This is a genomic window from Streptomyces sp. NPDC012474, assembly GCF_042955185.1.
In the GTDB taxonomy this organism is placed as follows: Bacteria; Actinomycetota; Actinomycetes; order Streptomycetales; family Streptomycetaceae; genus Streptomyces; species Streptomyces cahuitamycinicus.
This window is the reverse complement of sequence record NZ_JBIBEP010000003.1, coordinates 162,854-183,931: the sequence shown is the minus strand read 5'-3', so window position 1 is coordinate 183,931 and position 21,078 is coordinate 162,854. Positions and strand designations below refer to the sequence as shown.

Annotated in this window: 17 protein-coding genes, 1 pseudogene and 1 riboswitch; of the genes and pseudogenes, 9 read left to right on the top strand and 9 right to left on the bottom strand. The window is 72.2% G+C overall.

Features of this window, described 5'->3' with window-relative positions; all coding sequences use genetic code 11:
* Positions 1 to 377: 377 nt before the first annotated feature.
* Complete coding sequence (locus tag ACFY9S_RS08950; RefSeq protein ID WP_391124690.1) at positions 378 to 959, top strand: NAD(P)H-dependent oxidoreductase; 582 nt, start codon at positions 378 to 380, stop codon at positions 957 to 959.
* Positions 960 to 1,043: 84 nt separating this feature from the next.
* Here ACFY9S_RS08950 and ACFY9S_RS08945 read toward each other — a convergent pair.
* The 3 genes and pseudogenes from ACFY9S_RS08945 to ACFY9S_RS08935 form a co-directional block, all read right to left on the bottom strand.
* A pseudogene (locus ACFY9S_RS08945) lies at positions 1,044 to 1,291 on the bottom strand (hypothetical protein); the annotation flags it as partial.
* Positions 1,292 to 1,332: 41 nt separating this feature from the next.
* Complete coding sequence (locus tag ACFY9S_RS08940) at positions 1,333 to 2,598, bottom strand: outer membrane lipoprotein carrier protein LolA (protein ID WP_391124687.1); 1,266 nt, start codon at positions 2,596 to 2,598, stop codon at positions 1,333 to 1,335.
* Positions 2,599 to 2,830: 232 nt separating this feature from the next.
* Positions 2,831 to 3,841 carry a polyprenyl synthetase family protein gene (locus ACFY9S_RS08935; protein WP_391124684.1) on the bottom strand — a complete coding sequence of 337 codons (1,011 nt, stop codon included), beginning with the start codon at positions 3,839 to 3,841 and terminating at the stop codon, positions 2,831 to 2,833.
* A gap of 500 nt (positions 3,842 to 4,341) precedes the next feature.
* Positions 4,342 to 4,517, top strand: a riboswitch (cyclic di-AMP (ydaO/yuaA leader).
* A gap of 5 nt (positions 4,518 to 4,522) precedes the next feature.
* On the opposite strand from ACFY9S_RS08935, the gene ACFY9S_RS08930 reads away from it, so the two are divergent.
* Positions 4,523 to 5,302, top strand: coding sequence for a transglycosylase SLT domain-containing protein (locus tag ACFY9S_RS08930; protein ID WP_391124681.1), 780 nt, complete (start codon positions 4,523 to 4,525; stop codon positions 5,300 to 5,302).
* Here ACFY9S_RS08930 and ACFY9S_RS08925 read toward each other — a convergent pair.
* Complete coding sequence (locus ACFY9S_RS08925) at positions 5,266 to 6,114, bottom strand: Cof-type HAD-IIB family hydrolase (protein WP_391124678.1); 849 nt, start codon at positions 6,112 to 6,114, stop codon at positions 5,266 to 5,268. The two genes, ACFY9S_RS08930 and ACFY9S_RS08925, sit on opposite strands and share 37 nt — an antisense overlap.
* A 171-nt stretch (positions 6,115 to 6,285) precedes the next feature.
* Here ACFY9S_RS08925 and ACFY9S_RS08920 point away from each other — a divergent pair, with 171 nt between their 5' ends.
* From ACFY9S_RS08920 to ACFY9S_RS08910, 3 genes are all read left to right on the top strand, one after another.
* The gene (locus ACFY9S_RS08920; protein ID WP_391124675.1) at positions 6,286 to 7,371 is read left to right on the top strand and encodes a GNAT family N-acetyltransferase; all 1,086 of its coding nucleotides are present in this window, start codon (positions 6,286 to 6,288) and stop codon (positions 7,369 to 7,371) included.
* A gap of 20 nt (positions 7,372 to 7,391) precedes the next feature.
* Positions 7,392 to 8,669, top strand: a complete 1,278-nt coding sequence (locus ACFY9S_RS08915) for a glycosyltransferase (RefSeq protein WP_391124672.1) — start codon at positions 7,392 to 7,394, stop codon at positions 8,667 to 8,669.
* Positions 8,670 to 8,889: 220 nt separating this feature from the next.
* Positions 8,890 to 9,645 carry a polysaccharide deacetylase family protein gene (locus tag ACFY9S_RS08910; RefSeq protein ID WP_391124669.1) on the top strand — a complete coding sequence of 252 codons (756 nt, stop codon included), beginning with the start codon at positions 8,890 to 8,892 and terminating at the stop codon, positions 9,643 to 9,645.
* A 31-nt stretch (positions 9,646 to 9,676) separates the two neighbouring features.
* Here the strand turns inward: ACFY9S_RS08910 and ACFY9S_RS08905 are convergent, their stop codons facing one another.
* From ACFY9S_RS08905 to ACFY9S_RS08885, 5 genes are all read right to left on the bottom strand, one after another.
* Entirely contained in the window at positions 9,677 to 10,819 is a 1,143-nt protein-coding gene (locus ACFY9S_RS08905) for a glycosyl hydrolase (RefSeq protein WP_391124666.1), read from the bottom strand.
* Positions 10,816 to 11,256 carry a hypothetical protein gene (locus tag ACFY9S_RS08900; RefSeq protein ID WP_391124663.1) on the bottom strand — a complete coding sequence of 147 codons (441 nt, stop codon included), beginning with the start codon at positions 11,254 to 11,256 and terminating at the stop codon, positions 10,816 to 10,818. The genes ACFY9S_RS08905 and ACFY9S_RS08900 overlap by 4 nt, the downstream gene beginning before the upstream one ends.
* Entirely contained in the window at positions 11,253 to 13,070 is a 1,818-nt protein-coding gene (locus tag ACFY9S_RS08895) for a glycosyltransferase (RefSeq protein WP_391124660.1), read from the bottom strand. The genes ACFY9S_RS08900 and ACFY9S_RS08895 overlap by 4 nt, the downstream gene beginning before the upstream one ends.
* Positions 13,071 to 13,341: 271 nt before the next feature.
* Entirely contained in the window at positions 13,342 to 15,612 is a 2,271-nt protein-coding gene (locus tag ACFY9S_RS08890; protein WP_391124657.1) for a lipopolysaccharide biosynthesis protein, read from the bottom strand.
* Complete coding sequence (locus ACFY9S_RS08885; protein WP_391124654.1) at positions 15,605 to 16,870, bottom strand: DegT/DnrJ/EryC1/StrS family aminotransferase; 1,266 nt, start codon at positions 16,868 to 16,870, stop codon at positions 15,605 to 15,607. The genes ACFY9S_RS08890 and ACFY9S_RS08885 overlap by 8 nt, the downstream gene beginning before the upstream one ends.
* A gap of 310 nt (positions 16,871 to 17,180) precedes the next feature.
* Between ACFY9S_RS08885 and fahA the strand changes: the two genes are divergently transcribed.
* The 4 genes from fahA (at position 17,181) to ACFY9S_RS08865 (ending at position 21,058) form a co-directional block, all read left to right on the top strand.
* Positions 17,181 to 18,392, top strand: coding sequence for a fumarylacetoacetase (gene fahA, locus ACFY9S_RS08880; RefSeq protein WP_391124651.1), 1,212 nt, complete (start codon positions 17,181 to 17,183; stop codon positions 18,390 to 18,392).
* A gap of 242 nt (positions 18,393 to 18,634) precedes the next feature.
* On the top strand, positions 18,635 to 19,573 hold the full coding sequence (locus ACFY9S_RS08875) for a M48 family metalloprotease (protein ID WP_391125492.1): 939 nt from the start codon (positions 18,635 to 18,637) through the stop codon (positions 19,571 to 19,573).
* A 435-nt stretch (positions 19,574 to 20,008) separates the two neighbouring features.
* Entirely contained in the window at positions 20,009 to 20,797 is a 789-nt protein-coding gene (locus ACFY9S_RS08870) for a UTRA domain-containing protein (protein WP_391124648.1), read from the top strand.
* Positions 20,798 to 20,830: 33 nt separating this feature from the next.
* Positions 20,831 to 21,058 carry a ferredoxin family protein gene (locus tag ACFY9S_RS08865; protein ID WP_003992261.1) on the top strand — a complete coding sequence of 76 codons (228 nt, stop codon included), beginning with the start codon at positions 20,831 to 20,833 and terminating at the stop codon, positions 21,056 to 21,058.
* The last annotated feature ends 20 nt before the right edge of the window (positions 21,059 to 21,078 follow it).

Below are 21,078 nucleotides of genomic sequence, written 5' to 3'. Positions count from 1 at the left end.
CCACCGGGGAGATCGCGGCGGGTGCGGACCAGGGAGCTGCGCGCGACGTTCGTCGTCGCGACGGCCCTGAACCGGATTGGCGTGCCGGTCACCGTGAAGGGGCGGCACGGGCTGCGCGCGGCGGGCCCGCTGCTCGCGGCCGGTTGCGTGCCCGTGGGGGGCGACTTCCGTAACGGGGCCGGGAGCGCCCCGGCAGGGCGCGGGGCCGGACCGGGGCTGCCCGGCCGGTCTCCAGCGGGTGGCGCCGCCGGGGCGGGAGGCGCTGCCACCGGCGGTGGCGCGGGAGACGCGGTGGACGCCCCTGGCGCTTTTAGTTGCATGCACATACGATGCGCATGCATGCAACTGTCGATGCCGAGTTCTCCAAAGGGGCACCCATGACCCGCCGTTTCCTGTTCGTCCTGGGCAGCGCTCGCGCCGAGGGCAACTCCGAGCTGCTGGCCCGCCGGGCCGCCGAGCAGCTTCCCCCGGACGTCGGGCAGGAGTGGATCGACCTCACCGAGCTTCCGGTACCGGACTTCGAGGACCTGCGGCACGACAGCGACCACGTCCGCCCGACCGAGGGCAACGTGGCCCGGCTGCTCGACGCCACGCTCGCGGCGACGGACATCGTGATCGTCTCGCCCCTGTACTGGTACTCGGTCTCCGCGCAGACCAAGCGCTACCTCGACTACTGGTCGGGCTGGCTGCGCACGCCGGGCCTCGACTTCAAGGCGACCCTGGCCGGCCGCACCCTGTGGGGCGTCACCGCCCTCGCGCACACCCAGGAAGTGGTCGCCGACCCGCTCGTCGGGACGCTCCACAACTCCGCCGCGTACATGGGGATGCGCTTCGGCGGGGTGCTGCTGGGCAACGGCAGCAAGCCCGGTGACGTACTGACCGACGACGTGGCGCTGACGCGCGCCAAGACCTTCTTCGAGCAGGAGGCGCCCCTGGCCAGGTTCCTGTACGAGGACTGAGCGCCAGGCGTTGACGTTCTTCGCCGTGAAGCAACGCCCACGCCGCCGACCCGAACACCGCCGCGTACAGGGCCTGGAGGCCGTCAGCATGCGGATGGTGGTGGCCCTGCCGGAGCCGTTGGGTCCGAGGAAGCCGAAGACGCTGCCCGCCGGGACGGTCAGATCGAGACGGTCGACGGCGAGCTGTCCGCCGGAACGGTCAGCTCGAGACCGTCGACGGCGAGCTGTCCGTCGCCGTAGCGCTTGGTGAGCGCGTGGGTGGCGATGACCGGTTCCCCGGTCTCGGCCCGCGTCTCACACTGCTCCGGTTCTCCGGCGGACACCTCGCCCATCGGCTTCCTCGTTCTCTCGACGTCCCGTGCGGCTGCGGGACCTACTTGCCGGCGTCGGCCGCCTTCACGAGCGCGTCCTTGGTGACCAGGCCCGCGTAGACCTTGCCGTCGTCGGTGACGAGGGCGTTGACCAGGCGGGTCGAGAAGACCGTGCCCGAGCCGAACTTGCCCTGGACCTTGTCGCCGAGCGAGTCGATGAAGCCGCCGAACTCGCCGCCGGCCTTGCCCGAGGGCATACCCTCACCGCCGGTGTCGAAGGTGGCTATGGCGGTCCAGCCCTCGCCGATGGTCTTCATCCCGCCGGGGCCCTGGCCGGAGCCCTTCCCGGCCTTGGGGGCGTGGCCCGGCGCCTCGCCCAGGTCGAAGGGCTTGCCGGGGGCCTTGTGCGGCGTGTCGCCCGAGGCCTTGCCGGATGCCTTGCCGGCGTCCTTCTCCTCGGTGACCTTCGCCCCCTTGGGCGGGGCGAAGTCGAAGGTGGAGGCGGCCGGCCTGGCGAAGCTCACCTTCGTGAAGCCCGCGTCCACGACGGCCGAGCCACCGCTCGCCGGGGTCAGCGTGAACTTCAGCGGCATGCCGGTCTTCGCGTCCACGGCCACGGTGATGGCGCCGACCGTCGAGCCGGACTGCTTCGGCTTGACGACCAGCTTGTAGGCGTCCCGGCCGGCGACCTGGGCGGTGCCGTCCACGGTCACGGACGTGGTGTCGTCGACCGCCTTCAGGGCCTCCTCGGCGAAGTCCTTGGGCATGGCCGGCGGCTGCTGGTCCTTGCCGCGCTCCGGGCTGTCGGAGGAGGTCCCGTGGTAGACCTCGTTGGACTTGCTGTCGTAACCCCAGACGTCCTTGCCGTTGTGGATGAGGCTGTACTCGGCGGCGTTCTCCAGCAGCGACAGTTTCTGCTTGTCCGGGCCGTCTGCCGCGACGCGCAGGGTGTGCGTGCCGGAGGCCAGTTCGGTGAGTTTGGCCGTCGGGTCGGCGGAGGAGCCGCCCTCGCCCTTGCCCGTGGCACCGGACAGCAGGCCCGACTCCAGGCCGCCGAGGTTCGGCAGTCCGAGGTCCGTGCTGATCTTCACCGTGCCGGACAGCTGCTGGACGTCCGACTTGGCGATCTTCTCGATGAGTTGCTGTGCGGTGATCTTCGGGAGGTCGGGGTCCCCGGAGTCGGCGAGCGCGGGGACCAGCCCGATCGTCGCGGCGGCCACCCCCACCACCGTGACCGGGACGATGTACCGCGCGGCTTTGCGCCGCACGGAGCGCTGCTCGTCGCCCTCTCCGGCGGTCGTGCTGTCGTCGGATGCGTACGGTGCCATGTGTGCCCTACCTCCGTGATCGGCGGCGGCTGTCCGTGTCGTCCACGCACTCGTCCCTGAGCCGCCATTCTCACCCGAACAGGTGAGGAGTGGTGTCTTTCCGTGGTGTCCATCTGACCAAATCGGCCAGGGAGATACGTCAGACCCCGGGCTCAACTCCGTGTACTGCTGGGGTATGACACGGAAGGGCCGCTTCTCCCCCGACCCGTAGGGGTCGGACGGTACAGAGGCCCTAGCCGGCCCGGTGCACCACCGCGTCGCACAGCTCCAGGAGCGCCGTCTTCGCGGTGCACTCCGGCAGGGGTGCGAGCGCCGAACGGGCGTCCTGGGTGTAGCGGACGGTGTCCCGCCGGGCCTGCTCCAGCGCCGGGTGGGCCCGCAGCAGGCGCAGGGCCTCGGCGTGCCGGGCGTCGTCGGTGAGGTCGGAGTCGAGCAGGTCGCACAGGGCGGCGTCCTCGGCGAGTCCGAGCCGGGCCGCCCGCTCGCGCAGCCGCAGCACCGGCAGCGTGGGGATGCCCTCGCGCAGGTCGGTACCCGGCGTCTTGCCGGACTCGTGGGAGTCGGAGGCGATGTCCAGGACGTCGTCCGCGAGCTGGAAGGCGACGCCGAGCCGCTCGCCGTACTGGGTCAGGACGTCCACGACCGTGTCGTCGGCGCCGGACATCATCGCGCCGAACCGGCACGACACGGCGACCAGCGAGCCGGTCTTGCCGCCCAGCACGTCGAGGTAGTGCTCGACGGGGTCCCGGCCGTCCTGCGGTCCGGCCGTCTCCAGGATCTGGCCGGTCACCAGCCGCTCGAACGCCTCGGCCTGCACCCGCACGGCCTCCGGGCCGAGGTCGGCCAGGATGTGCGAGGCGCGGGCGAAGAGGAAGTCGCCGGTGAGGACCGCGACGGAGTTGTCCCAGCGGGCGTTCGCGCTCGCGACGCCGCGGCGCACGGAGGCCTCGTCCATCACGTCGTCGTGGTACAGCGTGGCGAGGTGGGTCAGCTCCACGACGACGGCCGACGGCACGATCCCGGGCGCGTACCGGTCACCGAACTGGGCGGAGAGCATCACCAGCAGGGGGCGGAACCGCTTGCCTCCGGCCCGCACCAGGTGCTGGGCGGCCTCCGTGATGAAGGGCACCTCGCTCTTGGTGGCCTCGAGCAAGCCTTCCTCGACAGCCGCCAGTCCGGCCTGGACATCGGCTTCCAGAGCCTGGTCCCGCACGCTCAGCCCGAACGGCCCGACGTCGGTCACGAGGGGTCTCCTGTCTGCTGTGTCTGCCGGTGGTTACGCGGATTGTCGATAGGTCGCTGCCCACACTCCGGCCAGCGTATCCGGTCACGTTTCGATCACCGCCAGCACCCAGGGTTACAGGCCGGGCGGTATCCGATCACGACCGTTATGTTTTCGATCAACCTATAAGAACAGATATAAATCGACTTACCCAGAGGTAGCGAACTATGCACGATTTGCCGAGAAGAGTCGGTGAATTCCTCTTGGTAGAAATTGCCCCACAGACTCGTGATCAGTGAGTTGAATCACTTGTCCCCCTTTTCCGTCCCGCCTCGGCATCGGCCCGTACCACCTTCCCCCGAACGCCAGTTGAGCCTTGGCTGCCGCAAAGGATCAAGCGGCCAAAACAACCCCGACCAAGGTCAACCGCTCGATGTGTGACTGAGGCGCTTGTTCCCGACATGTGCTCTCGCATACGTTCCCGGCCTGTCCGGCGGACGCCCAATCCTGCCGCCGCCCGGACTCCCCACCAACCGACTCACTCACGCAGGGCAGGAGCGGGGGACCCAGGTAAGTCGCCGGTCCGCACAGCGGCACGGCTCGGGGTGAAGCCGCGCACGGCACACAGCGCCGTACGCGGCCGGGCACCTCCCGGCCCGAACCCGACAGCTCACCTCGCAGGCGCCGGAGAGGAATATCGCCATGGCCGGACGAGGCAAGCACCGTCGCCCCAGAACCAACCCGCTGACCCGAGGCTTCATCGCCGCCGGTACCGGAGGAGCCGCACTCACCCTGCCGCTCCTCGGTGCCACGCACGCGAGCGCCGCCGAACCCCAGAGCGCACCCGCCGCCGCACAGTCCGTGCCGCAGGCGGCCCAGCCCGCCAAGTCCCTCCCGTACACCGTGGTCAAGGGCGACTCGCTTGCCCGCATCGCGGACAAGTACGACGTCTCGGGTGGCTGGAAGCAGCTGTACAAGGACAACCGCGCGGCCGTCGGTGACGACCCGAAGCTGATCCACCCGGGTCTGAAGCTGACGGTGAAGACCACCAAGACGGACACCGCGAAGAAGACGGCGACCAAGTCGTCCGCCCCCGCCAAGCCGGCCGCCGAGCCCGCCGGCGGCGTCACCCAGGCCACCCAGGCGTCCGTGAAGACCTACCCGGACAACCTCGACGGGTGGATCCGCGAGGCGCTGGACATCATGGCGCAGAAGGGGATCCCCGGGTCCTACGACGGCATCCACCGCAACATCATGCGTGAGTCGTCCGGCAACCCCCAGGCGATCAACAACTGGGACTCCAACGCCGCCAAGGGCACCCCGTCCAAGGGTCTCCTCCAGACCATCGACCCGACCTTCCAGGCCTACCACGTGGACGGCACGTCGTGGGACCCGTACGACCCGGTCGCCAACATCACCGCGGCCTGCAACTACGCGGCCGACCGCTACGGCTCGATCGACAACGTCAACGGCCCGTACTGAGCCGCCCCGCCCAGCAGTCGTTCGAGGACGACGGCGATGCCGTCGTCCTCGTTCGACAGGGTGACCTCGTCGGCCACGGCCTTGAGTTCGGGATGGGCGTTGGCCATCGCCACGCCGTGGCCGGCCCAGTCGAACATCGGGATGTCGTTGGGCATGTCACCGAAGGCGATGGTGTCCGCCGGTCGCAGCCCCAGATGCTCGGCGGCCAGCGCCAGGCCCGTCGCCTTGGTGATCCCGCACGGCTGGAGTTCGACCGTGCCGGGCCCCGACATCGTCACCGTCGCCAGTGAGCCGACCACCGAGCGGGCCGTCGCCGCCAACTCGTCGTCCGACAGATGGGGATGGCGCAGCAGCACCTTGCTGATGGATTCACCCCACAGTTCGTCGCGGCGGTCGACCCGCACGGCGGGCAGGGTCGGGTGCGGCATCAGGTAGCCCGGCTCGATCAGCGTGAGCCCGTCGACCCCGTCCTGGTCGACCGCCGCGTACACCTGCCCCACCTCGGCCTCGATCTTGCCCAGGGCGGTCTCCGCCAGCTCCCGGTCCAGGGTGATGGACCACAGCAGCCGGTCCGCGCCGGCGTCGTACACCTGCGCGCCCTGCCCGCACACCGCGAGCCCCGTCGCGCCGAGGTCGTCCAGGAGCGGCCGCACTCTCGGCGCCGGCCGGCCCGTCACCACGAGGTGCTGGGCACCGGCGTCCGCCACCCGCGCGAGCGCGGCGAGAGACCGGTCGGAGAGGGTGTCGTCGCCGCGCAGCAGCGTCCCGTCCAGATCGGTGGCGATGAGTGAATATGCGATGGGTGCGGCCATGATCAGAGAATACGGACAGCGCGCCCCTTCGTTTCATCGTACGACCCACGCCGATTGCCCGGTTGAAGGCCTCTGCACCGGTTGGCAACAACATGCTCCGCTACCTACCCGTGGGGCCGCATCGAGCGGTACCTTCCAAGTGTCCAGGGGGGACTTGATCGGGGGGTCGGGTTGAGCAGTGGGCGCATTCGTGTGGCCGGGCCCGGGGAGCTCGGCGAAGGGGAGAGGGAGCGCTGGCGTGCGCTGCGGGCGGCCTGCGAGACACCGCGCAACCCCTTCATGGAGCCGGAGTTCACCGAAGCCGTCGGCCGGGTCAGGCCCAGGGCGCGGGTGGCCGTGGTGTACGAGGGGCTGGAACCGGCCGGGTTCCTGCCCTATGAGCGCGGCCCGTTGGGGCAGGGCCGGGCGATCGGCCTCGGTGTCTCGGACGCCCAGGGCGCGATCCTGCGGCCGGGTCTGGACCTGGAGACGGACCAACTGCTGAGGGCTTGCTCGGTGTCGAGCTTCGCCTTCGACAACCTGGAGGCCGAGCAGCGGCTGTTCGTCCGGTACGCGGCCGAGGAGCACGCCACCTACGTCATCGACGTGGAGAAGGGCTACGAGACATACGAGTCGGTGCTGCGCGCACAGTCGCCGAAGTTCCTGAAGACCACGCTGGCCAAGGAGCGCAAGCTGGGCCGGCACGCCGGTGACCTGCGGTTCGTGTTCGACGAACGCGAACCGGCCGCGCTGCGCACGCTCATGGAGTGGAAGTCCGCCCAGTACCGCAGGACCGGCCGCCGGGACCGGTTCGCCCAGGAGTGGATCACCGGGCTCGTCGGGCAGCTGGCCCGGACCCGGGCACCGGAGTGCAGCGGCACGCTGTCGGTGCTGTACGCCGGTGAGCGGCCCGTCGCCGCGCACTTCGGGCTGCGTTCGTCCTCGGTGCTGGCCTGCTGGTTCCCGGCGTACGACCCGGAGTTCGCGAAGTTCTCACCCGGTCTCGTGCTGCACCTGCGCATGGCCGAGGCGGCGGCCGCCGACGGCATCGGCACGCTCGACCTGGGACGGGGCGCGGCCGAGTACAAGGACGCCCTGAAGACGGGCGAACTGCCCGTGTACGAAGGTGCGGTGACCCGGCCGGGGGCCGGCGCGGCACTGCACTGGCTGAGCCGCGAGCCCACACGCCGCGCGCACAGCTTCGTCCGCGGCAGGCCGCGGCTCGCGTCGCTGGCCGCACGGACGCTGAAGGGCGCGGCTCGGCTGCGCCGTACCTGACACACAAGGGGGGTGGGCGCATGGCCCGTTCGGCGCGTGCGCAGGAGGAGATCCGGCGGTTCCTGGACATCGGGGCGGTGCAGGTCGCCGAGCTGGACCTCGACGGTGACCAGGCGGTGCTCAGACCCGGCCCGGGGAGCCCGCCCGTGACGCACGGCGAGGTGTTCGTGCTGGTCAGGAGGGGCGGCCGACCGGTGGGCACGCTGCTCGGGCGAGTGCCGGAGGGGGCGGACCCCAGGGCCGTGCTGGCGGAGCGGGCGCGGGCGGAGCACGCGCCGGCCGTCTTCGGCGGACCCGGGGAGCCGCCGTTCACGAGTGTCGTCGTCGCCACCCGGGAGCGCGCCGGGCAGCTGGCCCGGGCGCTGGACTCGCTGCTGGCGCAGGACCATCCGCGGTTCGAGATCGTCGTCGTCGACAACGCGCCCGTCACGAACGAGACGCGGGAGCTGATCGAGCGGAAGTACGCCGAGCGCGTGCGCTACGTCCGTGAGCCTGTTCCGGGGCTCGCGGGCGCGCACAACGCGGGGCTGGACGCCGTGCACGGCGAGGTGGTCGCCTTCACCGACGACGACGTGGTCGCCGACCCGAGCTGGCTGACCGAGCTGAGCGCGCCCTTCGCCGCCGACGCCGGGCTGGGGTGCTGCACCGGGCTGATCCTGCCCGCGCGCCTGACCACCCCGGCCCAGGTGCTGCTGGAAAGCCACGGCGGCTTCGCCAAGGGCTTCACTCCAAGGACGTACGACCCGGCGCGTCCTCCGGGCGACGAGCCGCTGTTCCCGTTCACGGCGGGGCGGTTCGGCTCGGGCGCGAACATGGCGTTCCGGACGGCGGTGCTGCGTTCCGTCGGCGGTTTCGACCCGGCCACCGGCGCCGGTACGGCCGCCCGGGGCGGCGACGACCTCTACGGCTTCGTGCGCGTCCTCGCCCAGGGCCACCGGCTGCGCTACACGCCGTACGCCCTGGTCTGGCACCACCACCGGGAGACGTGGCGGGACCTGGAGACCCAGGCGTACGGCTACGGAGCCGGGCTCACCGCTTATCTCACCGCGGTGCTCGTGAACCGGCCCGCGCTGCTGCCGGCGTTCCTCGCCCTGCTGCCGCGAGGTCTGGCCCACGCCCGCGCACTGACCGCCGTACGCGAGACGGAGGGCACAGGGACGCCGGGTGATCACGACGTGCGGACGCACCCCTGGCCGCGGCGGCTGTCGCGGTTGCAGCGCAGGGGGATGCTGTACGGCCCGGTCGGCTATCTGAAGGCGCGTCGCGCGCTGCGTGCGACGTCTCGTGACAGCTCATGACCGCTCATGACCGCTCATGACGGCTCACGCCGCGGCTCATGACGGCTCGTGACAGCTCACGACGGTTCGTGACGGTTCGTGACAAGACAGCTCAGGGGGCGAGATGGAAACGGACGGCAGAGGCCGGGCGGAGCGGGGTGCGCGGGAGGGCGAGGGGCCGATAGCCCCGCCGCATGCCCACGGCACTGCGGCCATCCCCGTCTTCCTGTACCACTGTGTGATGGACGATCCGCCGGACTGGATCGCCGAGTTCACGGTCACCCCGAAGCAGTTCGGCGCGCATCTCGATGCCGTGGTCCGCAGCGGGCGTACGCCCGTGACCATCAGCGCGATCGCCGATCACCTGGCCGGGCGGGCGCCGCTGCCGCCCCGGCCCGTGCTGCTCACCTTCGACGACGGGTTCGCGGATCTGCCCGGCCCCACCGCCGAGGCCCTGGCCGAACGCGCGCTGCCCGCCACCGCCTACCTCACCACCGGCGCCATCGCCCCGGGCGGCCGCAGCCTGCTGCCGCCCGCCCCGATGATGCCCCTGGCCCGGGCGGCGGAGCTGGAACGTTCCGGCATGGAGATCGGCAGTCACACCGTCACGCACGCGCAGCTCGACACCCTGTCCGCCAAGGCCCTGGCGTACGAACTGCGCACCTCCAAGGCCGTACTGGAGGACGCCCTCGGGCACGAGATCCGGCACCTCGCCTACCCGCACGGCTACAACAGCCCCCGGGTACGGGCGATGTCGGCCCGGGCCGGCTACGAGACGGCGACCGCCGTACGGCACGCGCTCAGCTCCGAGCGCGACGAGCGGTACCGCATCGCCCGGCTCATCGTCCGGCGCACCCACACCGTCGCCGACGTCGAGAGCTGGCTGGCGGGGGCGGGCGCACGCGTCGCGCCGTACCGCGACGGGCCGAAGACGATCGCGTGGCGCTGGTACCGGCGGGCCCGTGCGGTGGTGCACGGGCCCGAGTTCGCGGGCTGATCCCGGCCGGGCGGGCCGAGGTCTGCCCGCGCTACCTCCGCGGCTGGTTGAGGTACGGGTCGGAGACCGCCTTGCGCAGGCTGTCCCAGGCCGCGTCGTTGGCCAGGGCCAGGTTGCAGTGCGGCCCGGGGTCGCGGTAGTTCCACTGGAGTGCGGCTTTGACGCCCTCCAGGCCCTTCAGGACTCCGGGCACCTGCGCGTACCACTCGGCCTGCCGCTGCGGGCGGGCCGAGTCCGCGGCGGTGCCGAACTCGGAGAGCATCAGCGGCTTGTCGTCGGAGATGTTGGCGCGGATCCAGTCGTGCGTGGTGTTCTGGGTCTGCGCGAAGGTCAGCCAGCCCGCTTCGTGACAGCGGTAGTAGTTGTACTGGTTGTAGCCGACCCAGTCGACGTAGTCGTCGCCCGGGTACATCTTCTTGATGTCGTCAGCGTGGTCGAGGTACCCGGTGGTGATCCACGTCCACACCACGTTGTCGACGCCCAGTTCGCGGAACCGGTCGTGGATGTGCCGGTAGGCCTTCACGTAGTCGGCCGGCGTGCCGTTGTCCGGGGTGCGGGTGTCCATCTCCAGGTCGAAGGAGAGGAACACCTTCTTGCCGTAGTCCTTGATGCGGCGGGCCTGGACGTCGATGACCTTGTCGTCCAGCTCGCCGGCGGCGATCTGCTTCCAGGTCGGCTGCTGCCGCTTCGTGCCGCCCCACCACTTGCTCTCCCAGGACAGCAGCAGCAGGTGGTCCTCGCCGACGCGCTGCTCCTCCGGGGTGAGCAGTTGGCCCTCGCGCCGGGTGCCCGAGGCCAGGGACATGTCGTGGTACGTGTACACGATGTCGAGCTCGCGGCCCACGCGCTTCTCGTAGGCGCGCACCTTCTCCGGCAGGTCGTCCCGCTCGTGTGGCACGAACGCCCCGAACCAGGCGCCGCAGGGCGGTTCCAGAAGGGCCGTGGGGCGGCAGTCCGCCTTGGATCCGGCGGCTCCAGACCCCGGCCCGGAGGCGTCCCGGAGGGCGAGTACGGCGACGAGGACCGCACTGACCACCGTGGCGGACGTGATCAGCAGCCGGCGCCGGCTCGACGCGAACGGACCGGACGCCGGCTGGCCTCCGGGGGGTTTGCGGTGCTGTCCGGCCGGGTCCGGATCGCGGCGAAAGGGACGGTGGAGACGGTTGAACCTCACTGAGCGGAACCCTTCGGTGTCCTCGGCGTCGTCATCGGCGGCGGGGAGGCGCGCAGCGGCGGACAGAACGCGGCGAGTGTGGTCAGCAGCGTCAGCGTCAGCAGCACCCGCTGCGCGCTGAAGGTGTGCGTGGCGATCAGCACGGTGGCGACGAGCATCACGGCACCGATGCTCAGGAACAGCGTCAGCATCAGCCGCTCCAGCAGGTCGGAGTGGCGGGCGAAGTCCGGGTCCCGGCGCTCCACGGGCCCTTCGGCGGGCCGCGCCCCCAGGGCGGGGGCGCAGACTCTGACCACGGCCGCGCCCGGCCCCGCCGCCAGGAAGAGCGCGACCGCGGCGCCCCGCAGCGGCGATCCGCCGGGCAGGGCGAGCGCGGCCAGCGCCAGCCAGCCGCCGAACGGGGGCAGCATCCGGACCATGAGTTCCTGCGGTGTCATCGCTCCGCTCCCCCTGACTGCTTCAGCACGTAGAGCCATCCGGCGCCGTTCTCCGCCACCAGTCGGAAGCGCGGCGAGGCGGCGACGGACGTCCGGATGCGGTCCAGCTGCGCCTTGTCGAGCTGCCCGTTCATCTCGGAGTTGGCCAGCTGCCCCTGGGTGAGCAGGAAGTAGGCCCGGGCCGGCCGCTCCACCCCGGCCATGTCATCGGCGAGGGTGGCGGCCGGGTCCCGGACGATCTTGTCGACGTGGCCGCGGGCGTCGTCGAGGAACCAGTAGTGGTCGATGCTCCCGTAGGAGGCGTACGCGTCCGGGTAGTTGCGGTTGGCGGCGACGACCAGCGAGCCGCCTGGAGCCTGGTCGAAGAGCTGCCGTACGAGCGCCACTTCCTGCGGCGGGAAGTAGTTGATCCGGTCCTTGCCGGAGTAGGCGGGGACGAAGACCAGGGTCCCGCCGAGCAGCGCTGCCAGCGGCACCCACGTGCCGATGGCCCACCGGCGGGCCGTGGCGGGGCCGGTGGCCCGCCCGTTGCCGGTCTCCTGCGCGGTGGCGTCGGCGGCCAGTGTGCGGACCTTGGGCAGCAGTGCCGCGGCGGCGAAGAAGGCCGCACCGGGCAGCATGAACAGCAGCACCCGGAAGATCATCTCGCTGCCGTAGCTGCTCGCCGCGAACATCGGCAGCGGGGCCGCCGCGACCAGCAGCAGGGGCCGCGCGCGGTGCCGCAGCACCGGTTGGCGCAGCACGCCGACGGCCGCGAGCAGCAGCACGGAGCCGGACAGCAGCCGGGCCGCCCAGGAGGTCGCTATCGCTCCGGTGCCGGTCGGGGTGGCGCCGTAGCCCGTCTCGACGTTGGCGCCGACGTCGCCGATGGAGCGGATCATCTCCGGCATCGCCGCGGACAGGAAGGGCAGCGCGGCCGTGAGGCACCAGGCCAGGAAGATCACGACGATCATGACCAGCGGGACCCAGTCGCGGTAGCGGCGGCTCAGGCACAGGGCGAGCAGGCAGACGGCCAGCATGCCCGGGGTGAGCTGGTGGGAGATGACGATCGCCACGATCATGACGGTGATCACCACCGTCCACACCGCCTGCCGCGGCCGGCCGCGCCGCCCGGCGGACCGGCCGAAGCGGCGCAGGACGACCGCCAGGACACCCACGTGCAGCGCGTAGGCGACGGATTGCGGGGAGAAATAGTCCTGCCCGACCCAGTTGGCGACGTAGAAGAGCCAGACCGCGGTCCAGATCAGCCGCCGGTCCTCGGTGAAGGTGCGGTAGATCAGCAGCAGCGGGAGCAGCAGCATCAGGCTGGAGACCAGGGGCCACCAGGCCATGAACATCGCCGCCGAGTCCACCCCCAGCAGCCGCTGCAGGGCGGCCTGAGCGGCGAAGAAGCCCGGCCACTGGTCGTACACCGCCATGTCGCCGACCTGATCGGCCGACTGCAGACCGCCGGCCGACAGCAGGTGGTCGATGACCGCCTCGTGCTTCCACGCCCAGGCGTACAGCGGCGTCGGGTAGAGCACGGCCTGCGTGGCCCGCTCCATCACCAGCAGGCCCAGCACGTACGCCGCCGACCAGGCGCCCGGCCGGCGCGCGTCGCGGACCGTGAACCAGAAACCGGTGGTGAGCACCACGAGCCCCGCCCAGAAGGTCGGGTGCAGCGCGCTGACCAGCCCGTAGTCGTCGAGCCGCGAGACGTCGGTGTGCCGCATGGCGTACGCCCAGAGCGCCAGCGCGACGAGCAGGGGCACACCCGGCCATGCGACTGCGCGGGGCCCGGGCCGGGCGGGGGGCAGGTCGGACGGAGCCGTCACGGGCTCATGGGCGGGGCTCGACGACTCCGAGGAGGAGGGGCTGGAGGACTGGCTGGCCGTCTCGGGGCCGCTGCCGGGGGTGTTCGCGCCGTCCCGTGCGGGTGTGGGTTCTGGCGTGGATCTCTCCCTCGGTGTGACTGGCGGACGCACGGTGGTTCCCCCCTGGCGGTTGCTCTCTTCGGCTCTGTTCGGCTGTGTTGCTGTGGCGGCTCTGTTCGGCTCGGGCGGCTCTGTCGGCCCGGAGCCCGGATCGGTCTCGGTTTCGGTCCGGTCAGTCGCGGGGTGGGCCACTCGGTGGTCCGTCGGCCGTTCGGTCGGTTATGGGGCTCGGTGAGGCTGTGGTGCGGGAGCGCGCCCACGCCGTCACTGCGCGGTGGAGCAGGAGGAGCAGCAGGAGGGCGACGAGCAGGGGCGGTGCGAGGGGTGCGAGCGCGTCACGCCACACCCAGCCGCCGACCGCGACGAGATACAGAACCCCCCAGCGCCCCGGCCACGGCAGCCGCCCGCCCGCGCTCGCGAGCAGCAGCAGCCCCAGTGGTACGAGACACAGCAGTTGGCAGACCGGCGGCGCCCAGCGCAGCATCGGCTCGGGCCCGTCGAGCCCCAGCGCGTCCGCCAGGAAGCCGGCCGCTTTCTCATACAACGCCCCGTCCGCCGGCCGCGGTTCCCGTCCGAGGGCGGCCGGTGCGGTGTACAGGGCGATGAGGGCGGCGCCCAGCGCCGTGCCGGGCAGCCACGGGTCGCGCCGGGCGCTCAGCGTGACGGCGGCGACGAACACCACGAGCAGCAGGCCGCCCGCGGTGAGCGACGGCAGGGGCATGCCCTCCAGCAGCTGACGTCCGGTCAGAGCCGTTTCGGATGCCCGGTCGAGCCACGGCAGGTCCCGCAGCGGGGCCCAGAAGAACACGACGGCGACACCGAGCAGGCTCCACAGGGCGCCTCTCAGCCGCCGCTCCCGCGGCTCCTGATCCGGTTCCCCGGGGTCGTGGGGCGGTGGTTGTCCGGTTGGCCCCTCCGGTCGCACGATCAGCGCCAGCGTGTCCGCCTGCAGCGCCTCGCGCTCATAGCCGGGGCGCCCTATGAAAAGAGTGACCGTGTCCTGGTCGTTCTCCTTGGGCTGGTAGGCGGCGCGGCGGGCCCAGCTCGTGCCGTATCCGGCGGTGGCGTTGAGTTTCGCCCAGTGGGTGCCGTAGGAGGGGGCGGCGGGCGTACGGACGGCGGGCGGGCCGTCGTCGTGGCGCAGGGCCACGCGCAGCCCGGCCATGGAGACGACGGCGATCAGCGTCATGCTCAGCAGCACCGCCCAGCCCGCGCCCGCGATCCCGGACGGGGTGAACAGCACGGCAGCGCTGCCCAGCACCAGGACGCACATGGCCCCTTGGAGCGCGGCGAGCACACCCGTGCGCCCCTGGACGCGCAGCACTCCGATGTAGAGCTCCACCACCACCCGCGGCAGCGCGCCGAGGGCGAGCAGCCGCAGCACGGTCGAGCCGTGCTCGGCGTAGTCGGGGCTGAAGGGCGTGAGGATGTACGGGGCGAAGACGACCAGCACCAGGACGACCGGGACCAGCAGCAGCGTCATGCGTCGCAGGGCACCCCGGACGCCGTCGGCGAGCTGGCGGGGGTCGTGCGAGGCGTGCGCGGTGAGCGACGAGGCCATGTTGATGGCCATGAACTCCATCGTGCCGCCGACGGTGTAGGCCACGTAGAAGTAGCCGTTCTCGGCGGCGCTGAAGCGGACCGCGACCATCACCGGCAGCAGGTTGATCATCGCCAGGCTGAACAGGGCGCCCAGGGAGTCCCCGGCCAGGAAGCGGCCCATGTCCTTGATCTTCGGGGGTTCCTTGTCGCCGTCGGCCTCCGCCTGCCGCGGGATGAGCCGGCGGAAGATCAGCCAGCCCAGCGGGAGCGTGGAGAAGGCGATCGCCACCGCCCAGGAGACGAAGATGCCGAGCACCGGCAGCGTGCCGGCGAAGACGGCCAGGAGGACCAGCTTCCCGACCGAGAACACCGCGTTCCCGGCGGGCACCCACTCCGCCTTGCGCAGTCCGGTGAGCACTCCGTCCTGGAGGGTGAGCAGCGCCCAGGCCACGCAGGCCGCGACGAACACCGCTCCCGCCATGGGCGCGCCCAGGGGCGCGTAGGACGCCCCCCACGCGTCGAGCGTGAGCAGGAAGACGGCGGCCGCGAGCGCCACGATCAGCGAACTGGCCACATAGGTGCCACCCACCAGCCGCCCGGTCTGGTGGCCCGCTCGGGGGACGAAGCGGACGACGGCACCGATCATCGTCGTCGCCGTGATGCTGGCGAGCAGCCGCATCGCGGCGATCGCGGCCGAGCCCTGGCCGACGGCCTCCTCTGTGTAGTAGCGGGCGGCCACCAGCCAGAATCCCAGGCCCAGTACGGCGGAGACGCCGGTGCTGAGCATGAGGAAGTAGGCGTTCTTGAAGAGCGAGTCGTGGGTGGGGTCGCCGTCGGCAGGCTTCGGTCCGCCGCCACCGGTGCGGGCGGCGGCGGGCTCGTGCACCTGGATCTCAGTCACGGGACTGTACCGGCCCTCCCGGTGTCGGCCTGCTCCCGGGCAGCTCTCCCTCTCCCGGCGCCGGCACCGGCCGCGCCCCGGACCGCTCCAGCACCTCGGCGACCGTCCGCGCCCGCAGCGGGTCCACGGGCAGCGCGTGCCGGGCGAACCAGCGGGCCGCCGCGGGGGCCGGCGAGGGGTCGGTGAACTCCGCACCGGCGTAGTCGTCCAGGGGCGGGTCGTAGAGGTAGCCGACGACGATGCCCCGGCGCGCCAGAGCCGCCACCGCCGCGTCCCGGTCGGCCACGAACAGCGGCACACGGAACAACGGCTGCGTGCCGTGGGCGTCACGCGGCTTGGCCCAGGGCGTGGAGAGCAGCAGCTCCGTGCCCGCCCGGCAGGCGTCCAGGACGTCGTCCAGCCGGTCGAGCTTGTGCCCGATGCGCCGCAGCCGCAGCCGGCCGGCCTCCAGGCGGTAGTCGTGCATGTCGACGCGCACCCACGGGTGGTGGGCGTCGAGCCCGGGCGTCTCGCGGGCGGCGAGGGCGAGTTCGTCCGGGCGCAGCGGCATCCGGATCTCCTCGCGGTCCGCCAGTCCCAGCAGCCGGATCGCGGCCCAGGCGGCGCGCCGCAGCCGCAGCCCGCGCACCGCCGCCTCCGCGTACGGCCGGACCAGGTAGGCGAGTTCGGCGCCGGCCCGGCGCGGCGCGAGCAGCCCGGCGCAGGTTTCCTCCACCGCCTCCCGCAGCCCCGGGTCGGCGAGCGCGAGCATGCCTCCGGCCTTGGCCCCGACGTGCTTGGACAGGCTGAACGCGGAGGCCTCGCCCCACGCCCCGACCGGCCTGCCCCCCACCCGGCTGCCGATCGCGTGCGCCCCGTCCTCGAACAGCGGGATCCCCAGGGCGTCGCACTTCTGCCGCAGGCGCGGCGCCGGGTCCGGGTTCCCGTACAGGTTCGTGGTGAGCACGGCCGACACCGAGCCCCACACCTCGTCCGGCACGGCATCGATGTCGATGGACGCGTCGAGCGGGTTCAACGGCGCCTGCACCGGCCGCAGTCCGGCCGCGAGCACCACGAAGAAGATCACGTCGTCGTTGACCGGCGACATCAGCACGCGTCCGCCGGGCGGGCACCAGTGCCGCAGCGCCACATACAGCCCGAAGCGGCACGACGGTACGTACACACATTCCCGGCCGAGCCGAACGCGCATGGTCTCTTCCAGCCGCTTGGGCTGCGCACCATGCCGCACCGAACCCGGACCGGCCTCCCCTATGGCCATCCGCCCCCCAGATGTGCCGTGGGAAAGCCCCCTCCCCGAGGCCTTCCGGCACCCGCCCAGAGTCGCCCCGTTCGCACCGCTCCGTCAAGATTGCGTCGCGTCCTGTGGATAACTTCCGGCACGTACGAATGGGGCGTCCCGTCCGGCCCGCCGGAGTCGCCCCGTCCGGTCCCACCCGGGCCCACCTGCCCCGTTCGCCCCTCCTCGTCTCCTCGGACTCTGCCCAGGACCGGCATGTCACCCGTAACGTGTGGCACGACCACGAACACGTGGCGACGACATGGCACACCCGAAAGCGAGGCAGCACCCGATGCCCCCCTTCGATGTCCCCGAAGGCGACCCCTTCGGCCCGCACAACCTGCCGTACGGCGTGTTCTCCCTCCCCGGCTCCACCCACCGGACCGTGGGCGTCCGGCTCGGCGACCACGTGCTGGACGCGGGCGCGGCGGCCCACGCGCTCGGCTCGCCGTACGCCTCCCTGCTCGCGCGGCCGAGCCTCAACCCGCTGCTGGCCGCGGGCCGCACCGCCTGGTCCGACGTGCGCCGGGCGCTGACCGCCTGGGTGACCGTGCCGTCCCACCGCGAGACCGTCGCACCCCTGTTCCACCCCCTGTCGTCGGTGACCCTGCACCTGCCGTTCGAGGTCGCGGACTACGTCGACTTCTACGCGTCCGAGAACCACGCCCGGAACGTCGGGCAGATCTTCCGCCCCGACGCCGAGGACTCCCTCACCCCCAACTGGAAGCACCTGCCGATCGGCTACCACGGCCGCTCCGGCACCGTCGTCGTCTCCGGTACGGAGGTCGCACGCCCGTCCGGCCAGCGCAAGGCGCCCACGGACGCCTCTCCCCTCTTCGGCCCGTCCGTGCGCCTGGACATCGAGGCCGAGGTCGGTTTCGTCGTCGGCGTGCCCTCCCGGATGGGCGCGCCGGTGGCCCTCGGCGACTTCCGCGAGCACGTGTTCGGGCTGTGCCTCCTCAACGACTGGTCCGCGCGCGACATCCAGGCCTGGGAGTACGTGCCCCTCGGCCCCTTCCTCGGCAAGTCCTTCGCCACGTCGGTGTCCGCCTGGATCACCCCCCTGGACGCCCTGGAGGAGGCGCTCGTGGCACCTCCGGCCCGGACCCACGAGCTGCTGCCCTACCTGGACGACAGCGACGAGGAACCCGGCGGTTACGACCTGCGGATCAGCATCGCCGTCAACGGCCACGTCGTCTCCGAGCCCCCCTTCTCCACCATGTACTGGACGGCCGCCCAGCAGCTGGCCCACATGACCGTCAACGGCGCCTCCCTGCGCACCGGCGACCTGTACGGCTCCGGCACGGTCAGCGGTCCGGCGGAAGGAGAGCGCGGCTCCCTGCTGGAGCTGACGTGGAACGGCCGCGAGCCGCTCGAACTCCCGTACGGCAAGCGCACGTTCCTGGAGGACGGCGACGAGGTGACCCTCTCGGCCTGGGCCCCGGGACCGGACGGCGTACGGGTGGGGCTGGGCGAGGTGACGGGGCGGGTGGTCCAGGGCTGACGCGGACCTGACGCGGACCGGCCGGGAGCCGGCTCTCCGGGCGTCCGGCGGTCGCCCCTCCCGTCTGGCGTCCGTTGTCGTTCAGCCCCTGACGCACACCGTCCGGCCCGTCATACTGGGCGCAGGGCGGTGTGCCCGCACGGACGGCACGTTCTGCATGGTCACCGGTGCGCACGGCGACCGCCCTCCCTCGCACGACCCGTAGCCGCCCCTCTTCCGACGAGGAACCGGAGCCCGTGGCCATGACCGTCTGCCTGCTCCTGCTGAGCGTCGTCGCCGTGACGGCCGCCGTCCCCGTTCCCCGAGCGCTGACCCGGGCCGCGTGGCCCGAGCGGGAACCGGTGGTCGCGCTGTGGGTGTGGCAGTGCCTGGTGGCCACCGTCCTGCTGTGCTGCGTGACGGCACTCTCCCTGGGCGCCGCGGCCGTCTTCGGCACCGTCCGCGCCCAGCTCTTCGCCCCGGCACCCCCCGCGGTGACCGCGGCGTACGACCTGTCCACCGCCCCGCCATGGGCCGCCGCCCTCACCCTGCTGCTGGCCTGCGGTGCCGCCTGGACGACGGCGATGCTCGCGCGGGAGCTCGTCGAGGCTCGCCGGCGCCGCGCCCGGGCCCGGGCCCACCTGCGCGAGCGCGCCCCCGACCTGCCGGCCGGCCTGCCCGCGGCGCGGGGACCGCTGCTCGTCCTGGAGGACGAGTACCCGGACGCCTGGTGGATGCCCGGAAGCCCGCCCCAGCTGATCGTCACCACGGGCGCCCTGCACCGCCTCACCGGCCACCAGATCGACGCCGTCCTCACCCACGAGCGGGGCCACGCCCGGGCCCGCCACGACTGGCTGCTGCACCTGTCCACGGCACTGGCCACCGGCTTCCCGCGCATCCCGCTGTTCGCCCACTTCTGCGACCAGACCCATCGCCTGGTCGAACTGGCCGCCGACGACACGGCCTCCCGCCGCTGCGGCCACCTGACCACGGCACTGGCCCTGATCGAGCTCAACCAGCACCGCGGCGTGCTGTCCTGCGCCTCCAGCCACCGCCTGCTGGGCGAGCGGGTCGACCGGCTCCTGGAGCCGCCGCCCCGGCTGGGCCGCCGGCACCGGGCCCTGACCACCACGACGGCGGCGCTCGTACCGCTGCTGCCCCTGCTGATCGCGTTCGCCCCGGGCCTGACGGCACTGTCGTAGCCGGGCCGGCCCGCGCGGCCGATGAGGATCGCGGGCGCGGCGGCCCGGCAGTCGGGGGCTCCCGGGGGCTCGACGGCCCGGCAATTGGGGGCTCTCTCGGGTGGGTCGGCCGGCAGGTGGTGGCTTCGTGGGCGCGATGGACCGGAGGTCGGTGGCCCCGTGGGCGCGAGGGCCTGGCAGTCGGCGGCCTCGCGGGGCCGCCGGCCTGGAGGTCGGAGGCTCTCGCGGGCGTGCCAGCCCGGAGGTCGGGCGCTGCCTCGGGCGGGCCGACCCGGCAGTCGGGGGCTCCCCCGTGATGTCGCCGCCCCGGCGGCCGGTGGCGGAACTGGTCGCGGGTCGGCCGAAGTGCCAGCTCAGCCGTCGGATCGGTCACACTCCCGGTGGCGCAACATTCCCGCAACACCACTTTTCCTATCGGATAGGTATGGTCCGGCCATGCCCAGTGACCGTATCCGAGACCACGCCGGACAGGCAGCCGCGACCACCGTCGCCGCCCACCGCGCGCGGCGACGGCTGCGCGCCGACCGGGCACGGCAACTGGCCGACCTGCTCCGCCGATTGCTGCTCACCGGCGCCTTCCCCGACGGTGTCCTCCCCCACGAGTCGACCCTCGCCACCGAGTACGGCGCCAGCCGCAACACGGTCCGCGAGGCTCTCGACCTGCTGCGGGCCGAGGGCCTCGTGGAGCGCCAGCCCGGCGTCGGCACCGTGGTCGTGGCCCACAAGTACCCCCACGGCCTCGACCGTCTGATGGGCCTCGCGGAAACCCTCCGCGAACACGGGCAGGTCACCAACGAGGTCCGCACCATGGGCCCCGCCCCGGCACCCGCCCCGGTCGCCGACCGTCTCCGGCTCGCGCCCGGCACCGACGTCCTCTACATCGAACGCCTGCGCAGGCTGGGCGGTCTGCCCCTGTCCCTCGACCTCACCTACATCCCCCTGGACATCGGCACCGAGCTGCTCGGCGCCGATCTGGAGAACACCGACGTCTTCCGCCTCCTGGAAACCGTCACCGGCCAGCGCCTCGGCCACGCCGAGATCACCCTGGAAGCGGTCAGCGTGGACACCCACTCGGCCGCCGTGCTCGAGGCCCCGCGCGGCGCCGCCGTCCTCATGCTGGAACGCCTCACCCACCTCGCGGACGGCCGCCCGGTCGACCTGGAGTTCATCCGTTTCCGCGGCGACCGCATCACCATGAGCGGTCTGCTGCACCGGACCCGGTAGCCAACCCGCTCGCCCACACTCCTGGAGACAGCCATGCCCTTGGCGCCCCAGCGGGCCGACGTGCCCGTGACCATCGACGAGTCGAAGTGCATCGACGGCTGCACCCTCTGCGTGGACATGTGCCCGCTGGACTCCCTCGCCATCGACGAGCGCAACGGCAAGGCGTACATGCATGTCGACGAGTGCTGGTACTGCGGCCCGTGCGCGGCCCGCTGCCCCACCGGAGCCGTCACGGTCAACATGCCCTATCTGCTCCGGTGAGAGGCCAGAACCGTCATGTC